Annotated in this window: 17 protein-coding genes; 3 read left to right on the top strand and 14 right to left on the bottom strand. The window is 33.4% G+C overall.

Going from position 1 to position 15166, the window contains the following annotated elements; genetic code table 11:
- Positions 1 to 76 precede the first annotated feature (76 nt).
- Positions 77 to 895, bottom strand: coding sequence for a 3-methyl-2-oxobutanoate hydroxymethyltransferase (gene panB / locus IRZ99_RS08620; RefSeq protein WP_026984628.1), 819 nt, complete (start codon positions 893 to 895; stop codon positions 77 to 79).
- A 95-nt stretch (positions 896 to 990) separates the two neighbouring features.
- Positions 991 to 2418: an L-serine ammonia-lyase gene (locus tag IRZ99_RS08615; RefSeq protein ID WP_194656892.1), complete on the bottom strand. Its 1428-nt coding sequence runs from the start codon at positions 2416 to 2418 to the stop codon at positions 991 to 993.
- Positions 2419 to 2737: 319 nt separating this feature from the next.
- On the opposite strand from IRZ99_RS08615, the gene IRZ99_RS08610 reads away from it, so the two are divergent.
- The 3 genes from IRZ99_RS08610 to IRZ99_RS08600 are packed head-to-tail and all read left to right on the top strand — an operon-like array spanning position 2738 to position 6017.
- On the top strand, positions 2738 to 4885 hold the full coding sequence (locus IRZ99_RS08610) for a cation:proton antiporter (protein ID WP_194656891.1): 2148 nt from the start codon (positions 2738 to 2740) through the stop codon (positions 4883 to 4885).
- Between the two features lie 19 nt (positions 4886 to 4904).
- On the top strand, positions 4905 to 5645 hold the full coding sequence (locus tag IRZ99_RS08605) for a DUF2625 family protein (RefSeq protein ID WP_228519057.1): 741 nt from the start codon (positions 4905 to 4907) through the stop codon (positions 5643 to 5645).
- 12 nt (positions 5646 to 5657) lie between these two features.
- Entirely contained in the window at positions 5658 to 6017 is a 360-nt protein-coding gene (locus tag IRZ99_RS08600; RefSeq protein ID WP_194656890.1) for a VOC family protein, read from the top strand.
- Between the two features lie 6 nt (positions 6018 to 6023).
- Here the strand turns inward: IRZ99_RS08600 and IRZ99_RS08595 are convergent, their stop codons facing one another.
- The 12 genes from IRZ99_RS08595 to IRZ99_RS08540 form a co-directional block, all read right to left on the bottom strand.
- The gene (locus IRZ99_RS08595; protein WP_194656889.1) at positions 6024 to 6704 is read right to left on the bottom strand and encodes a 2'-5' RNA ligase family protein; all 681 of its coding nucleotides are present in this window, start codon (positions 6702 to 6704) and stop codon (positions 6024 to 6026) included.
- Between the two features lie 8 nt (positions 6705 to 6712).
- A complete protein-coding gene (locus IRZ99_RS08590) occupies positions 6713 to 7609 on the bottom strand; it encodes a TlpA disulfide reductase family protein (protein ID WP_194656888.1) in 897 nt (298 codons plus the stop codon).
- A 63-nt stretch (positions 7610 to 7672) separates the two neighbouring features.
- On the bottom strand, positions 7673 to 8041 hold the full coding sequence (locus tag IRZ99_RS08585) for an iron chaperone (RefSeq protein WP_194656887.1): 369 nt from the start codon (positions 8039 to 8041) through the stop codon (positions 7673 to 7675).
- Between the two features lie 113 nt (positions 8042 to 8154).
- Entirely contained in the window at positions 8155 to 8622 is a 468-nt protein-coding gene (locus tag IRZ99_RS08580; protein WP_194656886.1) for an SRPBCC family protein, read from the bottom strand.
- A gap of 120 nt (positions 8623 to 8742) precedes the next feature.
- Entirely contained in the window at positions 8743 to 9324 is a 582-nt protein-coding gene (locus IRZ99_RS08575; protein WP_194656885.1) for a TIGR00730 family Rossman fold protein, read from the bottom strand.
- Positions 9325 to 9425: 101 nt separating this feature from the next.
- Positions 9426 to 9950 (bottom strand): GNAT family N-acetyltransferase, encoded by a 525-nt coding sequence (locus IRZ99_RS08570; protein ID WP_194656884.1) that lies wholly within the window; start codon positions 9948 to 9950, stop codon positions 9426 to 9428.
- A 178-nt stretch (positions 9951 to 10128) separates the two neighbouring features.
- Complete coding sequence (locus tag IRZ99_RS08565) at positions 10129 to 11253, bottom strand: lactonase family protein (RefSeq protein ID WP_194657090.1); 1125 nt, start codon at positions 11251 to 11253, stop codon at positions 10129 to 10131.
- A 221-nt stretch (positions 11254 to 11474) separates the two neighbouring features.
- Positions 11475 to 12572: an MBL fold metallo-hydrolase gene (locus IRZ99_RS08560; protein ID WP_194656883.1), complete on the bottom strand. Its 1098-nt coding sequence runs from the start codon at positions 12570 to 12572 to the stop codon at positions 11475 to 11477.
- 286 nt (positions 12573 to 12858) lie between these two features.
- Positions 12859 to 13284: a DUF1801 domain-containing protein gene (locus IRZ99_RS08555; RefSeq protein WP_194656882.1), complete on the bottom strand. Its 426-nt coding sequence runs from the start codon at positions 13282 to 13284 to the stop codon at positions 12859 to 12861.
- Positions 13285 to 13287: 3 nt separating this feature from the next.
- Complete coding sequence (locus IRZ99_RS08550; RefSeq protein WP_194656881.1) at positions 13288 to 14337, bottom strand: serine hydrolase; 1050 nt, start codon at positions 14335 to 14337, stop codon at positions 13288 to 13290.
- A 163-nt stretch (positions 14338 to 14500) separates the two neighbouring features.
- Positions 14501 to 14869, bottom strand: a complete 369-nt coding sequence (locus IRZ99_RS08545) for a nuclear transport factor 2 family protein (protein WP_194656880.1) — start codon at positions 14867 to 14869, stop codon at positions 14501 to 14503.
- An 81-nt stretch (positions 14870 to 14950) separates the two neighbouring features.
- Positions 14951 to 15166 carry an ArsR family transcriptional regulator gene (locus IRZ99_RS08540; protein WP_194656879.1) on the bottom strand — a complete coding sequence of 72 codons (216 nt, stop codon included), beginning with the start codon at positions 15164 to 15166 and terminating at the stop codon, positions 14951 to 14953.

The following is a 15166-nucleotide window of genomic DNA, read 5'->3' as shown; positions in this document are numbered from 1 at the left end:
TTTGTTGCTTTGAACCTTTGTACCTAAAAAAGGAACCTTAGAATCTTAGCAACTTAGAACCTTAGTACCTTAAAAATTAATACTGTTCCTTCTCGTTTGGAAAATCACTAGACTTAACATCAGCCGCATATTGACCAATTGCTGTAGTCATTTGTTCGTATAAATTTAAATAACGACGTAAAAATCTTGGGCTGAATTCATTGTTCATTCCTAACATATCATGAATAACTAAAACCTGACCGTCAACGGCGCCACCCGCTCCAATACCAATAACCGGAATTGAAATACTCTCTGCAACTTTTTTTGCTAAATCAGCTGGAATTTTTTCGAGAACTACTCCGAAACAACCTATTTTTTCAAGCATTTTGGCATCTTCAATCAATTTTTCAGCCTCTTCATCTTCTTTTGCACGAACGCTGTAAGTCCCGAATTTATAGATAGATTGTGGTGTTAACCCCAAGTGTCCCATTACCGGAATTCCCGCGTTTAATATTTTTTTGATTGATTCTTTAATTTCTTTTCCACCTTCTAATTTTACAGCATGTCCGCCGCTTTCTTTCATGATTCTGATTGCAGAACGCAAAGCTTCTTTTGGATCTGATTGGTAACTTCCAAAAGGTAAATCGACTACAACCAATGCTCTTTCGACAGCACGAACAACAGATGAAGCGTGGTATATCATTTGATCTAAAGTAATAGGCAAAGTTGTTTCGTGACCAGCCATAACGTTTGATGCAGAATCTCCCACTAAAATCACATCGACTCCTGCGGTATCAACAATTTTAGCCATTGTGTAATCATACGCAGTAAGCATAGAGATTTTTTCTCCATTGCTTTTCATTTCGATTAATGATTTGGTAGTGATTCTTTTATAATCTTTTTTAGCAACTGACATTATATAAGTAAGTTTTAGTTTTTTTGAATAGTTTTAAAAGCAGAATATACTTTTAAAACGAAATTTTTTTGACTGCAAAATTAAGTAATTATATTCTAACAATCAGCCATATTAACCGCAATTGCCAATCCGCCTTCAGAAGTTTCCTTGTATTTGGAATTCATGTCTTTTGCAGTTTGCCACATGGTGTTAATTACTTTATCCAAAGGTACTTTTGCATTTTTTGAATCAGTTTCTAAAGCCAATTCGGCAGCATTTATGGCTTTTATAGCGCCCATAGTATTTCTTTCAATACACGGAATCTGAACTAAACCACCAATTGGGTCGCAGGTTAAACCAAGATGATGTTCCATGGCAATTTCGGCAGCCATCAATACCTGAGCAGGACTTCCGCCCATTAATTCGCAAAGTGCCGCCGCTGCCATTGATGACGAAACACCAATTTCGGCCTGACAACCACCCATTGCAGCAGAAATAGTTGATCCTTTTTTGAAGATACTTCCAATTTCTCCGGCAACCATCAAAAATTGTTTGATTTCTTTTTCTCCGGCATTATGGTTTTCAATTACCAAATAATACATTAAAACAGCCGGAATTACACCAGCGCTTCCATTAGTTGGGGCAGTAACAACACGGCCTAAAGACGCATTTACTTCATTCACAGCAAGTGCAAAACAGCTAACCCATTTTAAAATCTGGCGGAATTTAACTTCGGTTTTTCTAATTTCTTCCAGCCAGGATTGTGGATTATCATAATTGGCCAGACCAATTAAATTCTGATGCATATCAAAAGCTCTTCGGCGAACATGTAGTCCGCCAGGAAGAATTCCTCCTGTATGGCATCCAATATACATGCACTCTAACATCGTATTCCAGATGCGCATTAATTCAGAGTGAATTTCTTCTTCCGGACGCATCGATTTTTCGTTTTCATAAACAATCTCTGAGATTGATTTGTTTTCTGAAACCGTATAATTTAAAAGCTCAACAGCATTTTGAATCGGGAAGGGGAAAGCGCATTTAATCTCTTCTTTGATCTTGGCATTGGTACGTTCTTCTTTAACTACAAAACCTCCTCCAATAGAGTAAAATATTGATTCATATTCAGAATCATCGGCTTTGTAGGCAGTGAATTTTAATCCGTTAGCATGAAAAGGAAGAAAATCTTTGTTGAAAACAATATCCTGAAGAAAATAAAACGGAATCGTAATCTGATTCCCTAAAATGATTTCATTTTTGGTTTCGATCGTTTTAATAATCCCTGCAATATTGTCTACCGGAATATATTCAGGGTCCTGGCCACTTAAACCAAGCATAACGGCCAAATCAGTAGCGTGACCTTTGCCAGTTAAGGAAAGTGAGCCATATAGATCAACCTTGACTCTGGTAACTTGTTCCAAAATAGATTCGTTTTTTAACTCTTCTAAAAAACGTTCAGCAGCGCGCCACGGTCCCAAAGTATGTGAACTTGAAGGGCCAACGCCAATTTTAAGCATATCAAAAACAGAGATACATTCTTCCATTGTACAATTTTTATTAAGACAAAGATAATTGAATAATGCAATGATGATTTATTTTTGATTGTTAATGTTGCAGTTTTGTTAAAATAAATATTAAATATTAATAATTTGGCAAAGAAGTAAATTTAATTACTTAATATCGGTCTTTCATAAAAAGTTCGGGATTTTTTTAGGTATTTTTGTAAATAGCTATTACTAGAAAAGACTGATTTTTTTAGTTTTTAATAATCGAAATAAACTGCAACTTTGGGTATTTTGTCTGAATGCTGAAAATGTCTTTTTTAAGACAATTTATATACCACACAGGAGCTAAAACCACATTATGATAGAATTTTTCAGGAATTTATTAGAAGAGTTTGAACTGCCACTTAGCAATCCAGTATTGATTTTTTCATTAATACTTTTCATCATTTTATTATCGCCAATTTTACTTAAGAAAATTAATATTCCCGGAATTATAGGTTTGATTATTTCAGGAGTAATTATTGGCCCTCACGGACTTAATATTCTGGCTAAAAATTCGGCAGTAGATTTATTCTCAACTATTGGACTGCTTTATATAATGTTTATTGCAGGTTTAGAACTCGATATGAATGAGTTTAAAGCCAACAAGAATAAGAGTTTATTATTCGGTTTTTTTACTTTTATTTTCCCCCTTTCTATTGGTTTTCCCGTTTGTTTTTACCTTTTAAAATATGATTTTAATGCCAGTTTTTTAACAGCAAGTATGTTTGCAACGCATACTTTGGTTGCATATCCAATTGTGAGTAAACTGGGAATTGCAAAAAATCAGGCAGTTGCCATTACAGTGGGAGGAACTATTTTGACCGACACTGCCGTTCTGATTATTTTGGCTGTTATTATGGGAAGTAGTGAAGGAAATCTGAATCAGGCTTTTTGGTTAAAACTAACTGCTTCGTTGATTATTTTTTCTGCTATTATGTTTTTGGTTATTCCAAGAATTGCGAAATGGTTTTTTAAGAAACTTGAAAGTGAAAAACATGCCCATTATATTTTTGTGCTTTCTGTCGTTTTCTTTGCAGCATTTTTAGCACAAGTAGCAGGAGTAGAACCTATTATTGGTGCATTCGTTGCCGGTTTGGCCCTGAATCCTTTAATTCCGCAATCATCGGCATTGATGAATAGAATTGAGTTTATTGGGAATTCATTGTTTATTCCGTTTTTCCTGATTTCTGTGGGAATGTTAGTTGATATTAGTGTGATTTTAAGTGGCCCAACAGCGTTAATCGTAGCCGGAACATTGAGTGTTGTAGCCATTTTCGGAAAATGGTTTGCTGCCTTTTTTACCCAGATCGTTTTTAAATATACCAAAACTGAAAGACAACTTATCTTTGGTTTAAGCAGTGCGCATGCCGCAGCTACTTTAGCCGTTATTTTAGTGGGGTATAAAGCTAAAATATTAGATGAAAATATCCTAAACGGAACGATTATCTTGATTTTAATTACCTGTATCGTAGCTTCTTTTGCTACAGAAAAAGCAGCGAAAAAAATTGCCATTTGCGAAGAAGAAGTTTCTCATGAAGATGCTCATCAAGATCAAATTTTAGATGAACATATTTTGATTCCGTTGGCGAAAACCTCTGCAACATCAAGTTTATTAGATTTTGCGCTTTTGATCAAAGATAAAAAATCATCGAATCCCGTTACTTTATTGACAATTGTTCCGAATAACGATCAGGCTGAAAAAAATATTTTAAGATACCGAAAAGCAGTTGATAAATTCGTGATCCAGGGTTCGGCATCAGAAGTAAAAATAAACACAATTGCCCGAATTGACCATAATCCTGCGAGTGGAATTGCAAGAACTTCAAAAGAAATAATGTCGGATATTGTGATTGTGGGCTGGCCGCGAAAAACGGGTTTCTTAGATAAAATTTTTGGTGAAAACGTAGATTCAATTATTAATAACGTTGATAAAAGTTTGTTTATCTGTCGTTTCGAAAGAAACTTTATAGAAGAAAAAAGGTTAGTTTTCATTTGTCCGCCTTTCTCTGAAAGAGGAGTAGGATTTCAACTTCTGATTCAGAAAATCTGTCGCTTATCACAGGAATTAAGTATTCCGATTGTGATTTATGCCGAATATAAAACGCATCAGTCAATTCAGCAAATTGCCAATTATTTGAAACTGAATGCCAAATTAGGTTTCAAAAGTATTTTAGACTGGGATGATTTCGATGCAATCTCAGATGAAATTAAATCAACCGATTTGATTGTTTTCAATTTATCAAGAAAAGGTTCTGTATCGTACCAATCCATTTTTGATAAATTACCTCAGAAATTCGAAAAATCATTTAGCGAAAATAACCTGATTTTGGTGTATCCGCAAGACGATAACAAAGTAACTTCTATGGATGCTTATGAAGATTTTACTGCGACACCATTAACCAAAGGTCTTGAAGCAATTGAACAGATTGGTCGAGGTTTGGGGAATATTTTGAAGAAGAGTTAGAAAATAGATAATAGAACAAATGACAAAAAGTTTCTTATTACTTGCATTTATATTTATAACTTTTATTGCAACTGCACAAAACAAAATGAAAAGTGCTGAAGAACTTATAGATAAAAAAGATCCGGCTTGGACAACTGTTGAAGGTTGGATTAAAACGGCAAAAAACAAGGTTGAAGTTTTGCCTGTAGAGGATATTAAAGCAAAAGAAACATTATATAAAGTTCAGGTTTCGACACATTCGTCGATGGGGGCAATTGTTTTTATGACAGGCGGTCTTTTAATTGATGATGGCTGGATTCGAATTTTGGGTTCAGGCAATTTAAGATTTAATCGTACACTTCCGGATTGGAATAAGGGAAAATCCTATAAAGAACTAGGAGAAAATCCTTCTTTTTTATTAATTGCAGATGATGCAATTGGCGGTTTTTATCTTTTAAACGGAGGCGGACTGGGAAAAGATTTAGGCAAAATTTATTATTTTTCTCCGGATAATCTTGAATTTGAACCTCTTGATATTACTTACTCTGAATTTCTAGGTTTTTGCTTTAATAATGATTTGGATAAATTTTATGAAGGCAACAGATGGAACGGATGGAGAGATGACGTTTCTAAATTAAAAGGAGATGAAGTTTTTAATTTTTATCCGTTTTTATGGACCGTCGAAGGCAGTGATATTAACAAATGCTCGAGAAAAGTAATTTCAGTTCAGGAACAATATAGTTTCAATTTAGATTTGCGAAAACAATTAGGTTTTGAGTAATAAAGAAGCAAAATGCAACACAAAGTTCAATCAATAAGACCATTCGTAGGTGCCAAAGATTTTCAAATCTCCAGAAGTTTTTATAAAGATTTAGGTTTCGAAGAAGTGATTTTAGATCCCAAATTTTCTGTCTTCAAGACAGGAGAAATCGCTTTTTATCTTCAGGATTATTATGCAAAAGAATGGATTGAAAACACCATGATTTTTTTAGAAGTTGATGATGTCGATCGTTATTATAGAGAGCTTTTGGCTTTAAACCTAACAGAAAAATATGGAGTAAAATTAACTCCAGCGCGTCATTTAGATTGGGGAAGCGAATGTTTTTTACACGATCCTTCGGGTGTATTATGGCATTTTGGGAAGTTTAAGTAAAAAAAACTATAAATAGAAATCAGCAAGATCAATAGTATTGCTTTTGCGCTGATACCAATCATTATAAACTAATTCGAGTTTATCAACTGTAAATTCTCCAAAATCGTAATCTCGAAATTTTTCTACAACAGCCATTAGTTTCTCTGGATTTTCTAGTTTTTCCTGAAATCTCAGAACCGTTGAATGTGCAGTTGCGATGGCATAACGGCTGTCGATGCTTTGCTGTAAAATTGATTTTTTGAAATTCTCACGCAATTTATCCCTTAAATTATTTAAAGATTCATCCGTTGGAAAACCCTGAATCATTATTGCAGAAGTTGAAGCCGTAACGCCTTTAAATTCGATTTTAATTTCATCTACCTCAAGTAAACTTTTTTGAATGATTTCGATATATTCTTCAATCCTTATCTTATCCAAAGTGAAACCTTCATAACAAGAAATAATCGACATTACCGTAATATGAATGTCTGAATTAGGATAATAGTATTGTTGGGAATCTACTTCTCTCAGTTTATCTAAAAACAACTGAATTTGAGCTTTAATTTCATCGCTTGGACGAATCAATAAAGTTACTCCGAATCGGGAATCCGATGCGTCATTAATTTGGTGATCAACTTTATAATTTCCTTCCAAAATAGCTTTTGAAGATTTTTTATAAAGCTGGTTATAATGTTCTTGTAAATTCATCTAAAAAATTATTCAGCTTCAAAAATAGATTTGAAAAGCTGGTCTATTTCATTTTTGTTAACCTCACGATTGCCTTTCCATTTTCCAATTATAATTCCGTTTTTATCAATCAAAACTTTATGTGGAATACCCGTAACGGCATATTTTATATCAATATCAGTTTGATTTTCTTTTAAGGAAAAATGAGTCCAGGATTCTATTTTTTCTTTTGCAATAGCCTTTTTCCATAGATCTGATTTTTCATCTTTGGTAATACTAATGATCTCAAATCCTTTTTGGTGGTATTTTGAATATAATTCTTTAATGAACGGAAGTTCTTCCCGACATGGAGCACACCAGCTGGCCCAAAAGTCAATTAAAACATATTTGCCTTTAAAGTCATCTAAAGAAACGGTTTTACCCTTTACATCTTTTAAAATGAATTTTGGCGCAGGATTTCCAACTTTGTTTTGGTTGATATTATTGAGTTTTTCAGCCATTTGTTTTCCAGTTTCAGAGTTTTTGATTTCAGGAGAAAAATTTTGAAAGACTTCAACGAAACTATCGTAAAAGTTTATGCCTTCAAACCGGTTTACTCTGAGTTTGATCATTTGTAAGCTTTGCATGGAGTTTGGATGTGCCTTTGCAAATTTTAACTCAACTTTTAATTCATCGATATAATTTTTGTCAACATGATTGTATATAGAATCGCCTTTGAGAATCAGCTGATTTCGTTTAACTGAATCCTTCTCAGTTTTAACCAATAATTCATTTTCATTATAAGATTTCATAATTGAATCGTGCTTAACTTTAAAAGGTTTACGTAATTCAATGATTTCTTTTTCTATTGCAGCCTCATCTTGTGCAAAAATAAAATGGCTTGTAAAAAATATAATAGCTATAAAGCAGAATTGCAATTGTTTCATAGAAAATGGTTTAATTCAGTTGTGAATAATGTACCCAATATAGAAAAGAAAATGGAAAGGATTTTATTTCTTTTTGACTTTTTCAAGATTTTCTTTCACTCTAAATTTTACAATCTTGGTAATCAGTTCAAATGGCATAGGCTGATTCAAGGGAAACTGAACAGAGCCTTTCCCGGATTTATATTTTGAAAGTTCTTCCTGAAAAGCTTCATGACCACTTGGTAAGGCATACAAACCAATATGATTTTTAAAAGCAGCAAAATAAACCACAATCCCATTTTGCTCAAAAGCTGGCATCGAATAACTGATTTTCTCGGTAGCATCCGGAGCTGCTTTTTGAATCGTCATTCGAACTTTTTCTAAAATTTCCTGAACATCATTCGGAAATCCACCAATGTATTCGTCTATGGTTATAGGTTTTTTAGTCTCCATAATTTTTGTTTTAAAAAGTTCCAAGTTTGCTTCGCCAATTCGGCTTTCAGCCTCGGGTCAGGTTTCAAGTTGCTGTAGAACTTGAAACTTAAAACCTGAAACAAAATTAACTTTTAAGCTAATCCTTTAGGAAACCTGTCCAAAACTAAATTTAATAAAATATGATGTTCTAAATAGGCTTTTGCTCCAGCTAAAACCAAAGTAAAGCCTTCGGTAGAATTACGAACCTGATCAATTATTTTATCTGTATCTCCTTTAAAACCTGAATTTGTTATGCTAACAAAGGTTTCATTTTCGTTTAATGGCGTGAAAACCCATTCTACCAAAGTGTTTTCTTCAGGAGTTCCCCATTCAATTACAATTTTTTTATTTTCCTGTAAAACATGGGTCGTGACGGTTAATGAAAAACCATACATTTCCCAGGTCCATTCTGTTTTTTTATCCTGCTTTAATTTGCCTGAGCCTTTTGTAAACCAAAATTTGCTTGTGATTTCCGGATCAGTAAAAGCCTGAAAAACTTCTGAAACAGGTTTTCTAATAAGCATTTCGGCTTTTGCGAATTTGTTATTTTCTGTTTTCATTTTTTTAATTGTGAATTGTGAATTGTGAATTGTGAATTGTGAATTGTGAATTGTGAATTGTGAATTGTGAATTGTGAAACTTGATGTAATTTTTTGGGTAACTAATTTAATAATAATACTTTACATTTTGTCTTTATCAATCCATTTTCCAACTGTAGGGGGTGTATAATTTCTCATTTGATGTAATAAATCGGGAATAGTATCACTTACCAGAAGCATTTTTTGATTCACTTCTTTTAATAAACCTTTTTCAACCATAGTTTTGGTTAGCTCAATCAAAGAATCATAAAAGCCATTTATGTTTAGAATAGCGATTGGTTTTTTATGAAGTCCCAATTGTGCCCAGGTTATCATTTCAAAAAGTTCTTCCAGTGTGCCAAAACCACCCGGAAGCGCAATCACGCCATCACATAAATCATTCATTTTGGTTTTTCTTTCGTGCATGCTTTCTACCAAAATTAATTCGGTTAAACCGAGATGCGCAATTTCTTTTGATCGTAAAAAGTTTGGAAGGACGCCAATTGCTTTTCCTCCATTATTTAAAACTCCATCGGCTACTGCGCCCATCAAGCCTACTTTTGCACCGCCGTAAACGAGTTCTATGTTTTCTTTTGCAAATGTTTCGCCAAGTAATGTGGCTTGCTCTGTATAAATGGATTCGGTTCCAAAACTTGAACCGCAGAAGACAGTTATTCTTTTCATGTGTTAATTGTTAATTGTGAAAAGTAAAAATTAAAAAGTAAAGTTTGTAAGAGATTTAATTTATTGCTACTAACGAGTATCTAACATCTAACATCTAACATTTAACCTTTTACCAATTCATATTCATAATGCAGAATACCATCGGGAGTCGGAGGAAAATTCATCTCGTTTACTTTTGTTGCACCCAATTTTAAAACTGCTTTTTGAGAACGGAAATTTTCAGCTCCAATGTGGAAAAATACCGAATCTACATTTTGAAAAGCGTAATCAATCAATAGTTTTTTGTTCGATTTATTATAAGGACCACCCCAATATTTTCGACCAATAAAAGTGTAACCAATCGCAATACTTGAATTTTCCGGTTTGTAATCATAGAATCGGGTAGTACCAATTGCCTCATTAGTGAGCGCATCCAGAATTAATAAGCCGCCTTTAGAATTCAAGGCTCCATCAAAGAACGTCTGAAAAACTTCTTTTTTATAACGGTCTTTTATTGGATGTTGTTCCCAAAGCAAAGGATCAGAAGCAATTTCAAATAAAGCATCAAAATCGGTTTCCTTCAATGGAACTAATTTGGTAATATCGTCTTCTAAAATTTCTGGTTGTAAATTAATTTCTGATTTCATTTTTTATTGTTTTTATTTTTTGCCACCGATTCACGTCATGGTTTGTCATCCTGACAGAGGAAGGATCACACTAGTAACTCTACAAAGATTGTCCGCCTTTCTATGAGGAGTTACTTGCGGGGATTCCTCGTGCCTCGGAATGACAAAAAAATAAATACTTATATCCGTGGGCAATTATTTATATTCTTCTAACCTGAACACAAGAAACATTTTCCATTTTAATTTCGTTTCCTGTTTTCTTTAGCAATCCTGTTTTTTCATTTCTTTTAAAAACCACCACATTTCCAGATATAACATTGCTGGCAATAAGGAATTTTCCGCTTTCATCAAGAGCAAAAATTCTTGGATGTTTTCCTAAAGTGGATTGATATCCAATGTTTTTCAAAATACCATTTTCATCAATAGAGAAAATAGCGATGTTGTTTTCTTTTCCACGGTTTGTAGCATAAAGAAATTTTCCATCAGGCGAAATATGAATGTCTGAACTTTCAAAACCTTCTGTGACTTTATCAGGATGTGTGTTGATTCTTTGGATTTTACTCAACGTTCCATTATAGTATCGATACACACTAATCGCACCAGCCATTTCTTCGATGCAATAACCAAATTTCTGATTCGGATGAAAAGTAAAATGTCTTGGCCCGGCTTCTAAATCTGTTTTTATAAAAGGAAAATTGGTTTCAACTAAAGGTTGTTTCACCGTTTCATCAAAACGATAACAACGTATTTTATCTGCACCTAAATCGGGTAAAAACAAGTAATCATTTTGAGGAGAAAAAACAGCTGAATGCACATGTGATCTCGTTTGTCTTTCCTTATGAACACTGCCGTCTGCATATTGAAAATTCTGCGCAAGCGAATCTATTTTTCCGTTTTCTAGTAAAGGATGAACAGAAACGCTTCCTTCTGTATAATTGGCATTAACCAACCATTTTCCACTTTTATGAACAGAAACATAAACCGGATTTTCGCCGCCGCTTTTCTGTTTGTTTAAAAAGGTCAGTGTTTTATTTTCGGTATTAAATTCAAAACTGCTGACATTTCCATCATTTGGTGTTTTGGTTTCTGTACAGGCATAAACATATTTTCCGTTTGGAGAAATGGTTAAGTAAGACGGATTTATGACATTTTTTGCAGAAGTTACTTTGGTTAGTTTACCTTTTAGAGTATCTAATTGATAGATCTGAATTGATTCGGCATTTTTGTCTTTATTGTAGCTTCCTAAAAACACATACGTATTTTGAGAAAACAGATTTAAAGTTACCAGAAAGGCAATGACTACAAGGTTGATTTTTAGTTTCAATGTTTTTTTAGTTTCAAGTTTTAATAATTGTGTAATTTCATTGAGAATAGGATGTATAAATAATTTCATTCTCATTTCTTGTCATTCCGAACGAGGAATCTCCGCAAGTAACTCTACAATCAAAATCGACAATCTTTGACGAGCTACTTGCGGAGATTCCTCGTTCCTGGGAATGACAAACATGATGTTTCCGCATCAATCTAAAATCTGCAATCTAAAATTTATTTCACTCCTTTCCACCATTGTTGAAACACTTGATTTTCGTTTTTCAACTCCACTAATTCTCCAATCTTTGGTGTAATCAACGGAATAGGATTTTCTGAATTGGCATTCAATTCGGTTACTTTAATCAGAGGTTCATCCCAGGAATGAAGAGCTAAAGGGAATTTGGAATTATGTACCGGAAATACTCTTTTTGCCTTTAAGTCTTTCATCGCTTTTATTCCATCTTCCGGTAAATTGTGAATGTATTTCCATGCCGGATTATATTGTCCATTGTCGATAAGCGCAATATCAAAAGGACCGTATTTGTTGCCAATTATTTCATAGTGAGAATCATAACCACTATCTCCGCCCAAATACATTTTGAAATTTTTCGTTTCTAAAATAAAGGAAGTCCAAAGTGTATTGCAGCGCTTGATACTTCTGCCAGAAAAATGTCTTGAAGGAGCGGTATAAATTGTCAAATTCTCATCTAATTCTATTTTTTCATGCCAGTCTTTTTCTATAACATTTTCTACAGGAAATCCCCAAAATTCAAAATGCGAACCAACGCCAAGCGCCGTGATTACCTTTTTTATTTTTGGTTTGAGTTCCATAATGGTTTTATAATCTAAATGATCATAATGGTCATGTGTGATTAGCAGGTAATCAATTTCCGGAATATCATCGTAGGTATAAATATCAGTTCCTTTAAAAGCCTTTGTAGTGCCGTAAATAGGAGAGGCGTTCCCGCTGAAAACAGGATCTATTAAAAAGCGTTTTCCTTCTAATTGAATGAAATAAGAGGAATGCCCAAACCAAACTAAAACATCCTGATTTAAAGGCAATTCTTTTAAATTGGTTTTTACGGAAGGAATAAGATCGGTTGGGATTTTTCGGTCAACCTTTTTGAATAAAAATTCAGTTAAAACATCATAATAGCCATAACCTTCTGCAAGTTCCGGAGTAAAACTTTCGTTTTCGAATTTTCCATTTTTGTATTGAGGTGATTTTTGTATTAAGGACAGTCTATCGCCAGAAGGTTGTTTTCCAAATCTAGGATGGAATAAAAAATAAAATATAACGGCTAGTAAAAGAAGTGTTATGGTAAGGATCATGTTTTTTTATTTATTATAATTGAGAACAAACTTTTAATATAAAATCATAGGATAATTTGATACCCATTATTGTTAACATAGTCAATCCCAAATATAATCGATGACTTCGTAATTCAGTAACAGGAAAATTTTCAACGAAATATTTACGAACGTTTTTATGATTATAAATGCAAAATAAAATAAGCGTTATAAAAATTAAAAAGAATATAGATTCTAATATAAATGTGTCATTTTCTTGCTGAGAACTATTATCTGAAAATATTTTATTCATTAAGTTTCGTAAAGATTATTTAGAAGGATATAATTTTAGCAAATATTCAACTGAAGCCGAAGTCATTTCTTTGAGAATTTCGACATTAATATCACTTATTTTTTTGATGTAAATACAACCTTTCGCAGCTCTATGTTTTCCTAATTTCGAAAGTAAATCTTCTCTATTTTCGGGAGATAAATAAACGTATAGGGAAATAGCGGCTTTTCTCGGAGAGAACCCTGCAAGAGGTGCATCGCCCTCGTGCCCGCTGGCATATTTGTAATGATAACTTCCAAAACCAATAATGCTTGGTCCCCACATTTTAGGTTCAAAACCCGTTACGCTTTGCATTATTTTAATAAGCTGAAAAGAATCATTTCTTTTTGTTTCATCGTCTACAAAAGTGTTTATAAAATCTATAACACTGGTTTCTGTTTCTGTCGTTTTATTTTTTGCCATGATTTATTTTTTTGGATGAACTAAATCGCTTTTAAAAAGAATGCTTCGGATTTTAATTTCGGTCGCATAAAATAAATCCATATCAGCATTAGATTGATTTTCCAATACAATCATACTTAAATCACTTTTGGGAATATATACATTAACCGAAGAAAAGCTATCTCCTAAACCGGTATGCCCAACATATTTTATAACATCTTTTTCAATAATTCTAATGCCTAAACCATAACCTTCTTTTTCTTTTCCAAAAAAGCCGTGTTGTGCAGTTATATCGTATTGAAACATTAATTGGTAGCTTTCTGGCTTTAGCAATTTTCCTTTATGTAAATTTTGATTCCAAATTGCCAAATCGCCAACGGTTGAAATAATACCGTTTGAAGCTATACTTTCGGTTGTAATCATTGTTTTTTCTACTCGTTCGAATTTGTTATTTGTATTAATGTAACCCGAAACGACATCCTTCATTTTATCTTTAGAATAGCAAAAAGTATTTTTCATTTTTAATTCTTTAAAAAACGCATTTGCTACTTCTGAGTAACTTTTTTTGGAAGTAGCTTCAATTATTTTCCCTAATAAACTATATCCTAAATTTCCGTATTTAAATTCAGTTCCCGGTTTAAATAAAAGCGGCTTTTCTAAGTCAATTATTCCATGCGTGTGATTCAATAATTGATGAACAGTCACAGAATCTGCCCAGGTTTGCTTCAGTTCTGGCAAATACTTTTTGATCGGTGTCTGTAAATCAATTAGTCCTTTCTCAACTTCTTTTAAGATTAAAACCGCTGTTATCTGTCTCGTGTTAGACATGATTTCAAACTGGCTGTCTAATTGTAAAGGTTTTTTAGTTTCGAAATTTTCAAAACCATAAGCTTTATTGTATAACGTTTTTCCGTTTTGAGCGATCAGAACTACGCCATTAAATTTAGGATCGGCAACTTTGATTAAGCTGTCTATTTTGGCAGCATAATTATCCTTTTTTTGGGCGAAAGAATTACAGTTAGAAAATAGAAAAACGATAGAAAGCAGAGGGAAGAATCGGGTAATAGCGTTCATTAAGAGGGTTTTGTTTTTTAGTTTGTTTGTTTGTTTGTTTGTTTGTTTGTTTGTTTGTTTGTTTGTTTGTTTGTTTCAGGCTTCAGGTTGTTCAGTCGCAGTCGCAGTCATAATTTTCAGTTGCAGCAACTGTAAACTGCGACTGTAAACTGAAAACTCTTTTCTAGAACATTCCGTTTTCGTTAATTGTTTCTTTTGGAATCGGTTGTCCTAAATCCCAAAGTTCTACTATTTTGTCTGCTTCAAATCTAAAAATATGCACAACGGCTGTGCCTAAGTCAGCCGAATTTTGTTTAACACAGGAGTGTACCGCAACCAAATCGCCATCTCTCAAAGCATGATGAATTTTGAAAGTCTTATTCGGATTTTTTCTGGAAGATTCTTCCATTGCTATCATCAAAGTATTGGCATCGCCTTTAAAATAAGCATTATGATGCTTAAAATTCTCGCCTATATAAAGCCGGAAAGCTTCATGTGAATGCCCATTTGCAGCGAGTTTTAAAAATTCCTGAGCAATATATTTCTTAGTCATGACTCTAAAATTAAAAACAAACTAAGTTATGAAATTTAGAAGTATGTTTTCAAGGAAATAAAGCCACAGAAAGGAAGTTTTTTATAAATCTTCTGATTTGATTTGAGAAGTGTCAATACCCAATTTTTTAAATTCTTTTTGACCTAATTCGGTAATATGAAAATGTTTATCAGCGGGTTTATTTTTAACAATCCAGCCTTTATCGGCAAAGGTTTCTGCAAGCAATTGACCGAGTTTTCCACCAATATGACTGTAACACATTTTTGCTGGTTTCATAGAAGTTGATTTCCCGCTCAT

This window comes from Flavobacterium sp. LC2016-12 (assembly GCF_015351595.1).
In the GTDB taxonomy this organism is placed as follows: domain Bacteria; phylum Bacteroidota; class Bacteroidia; order Flavobacteriales; family Flavobacteriaceae; genus Flavobacterium.
Note: the sequence above shows the minus strand (reverse complement) of the source record. Positions and strands in the feature narration are given on the sequence as shown.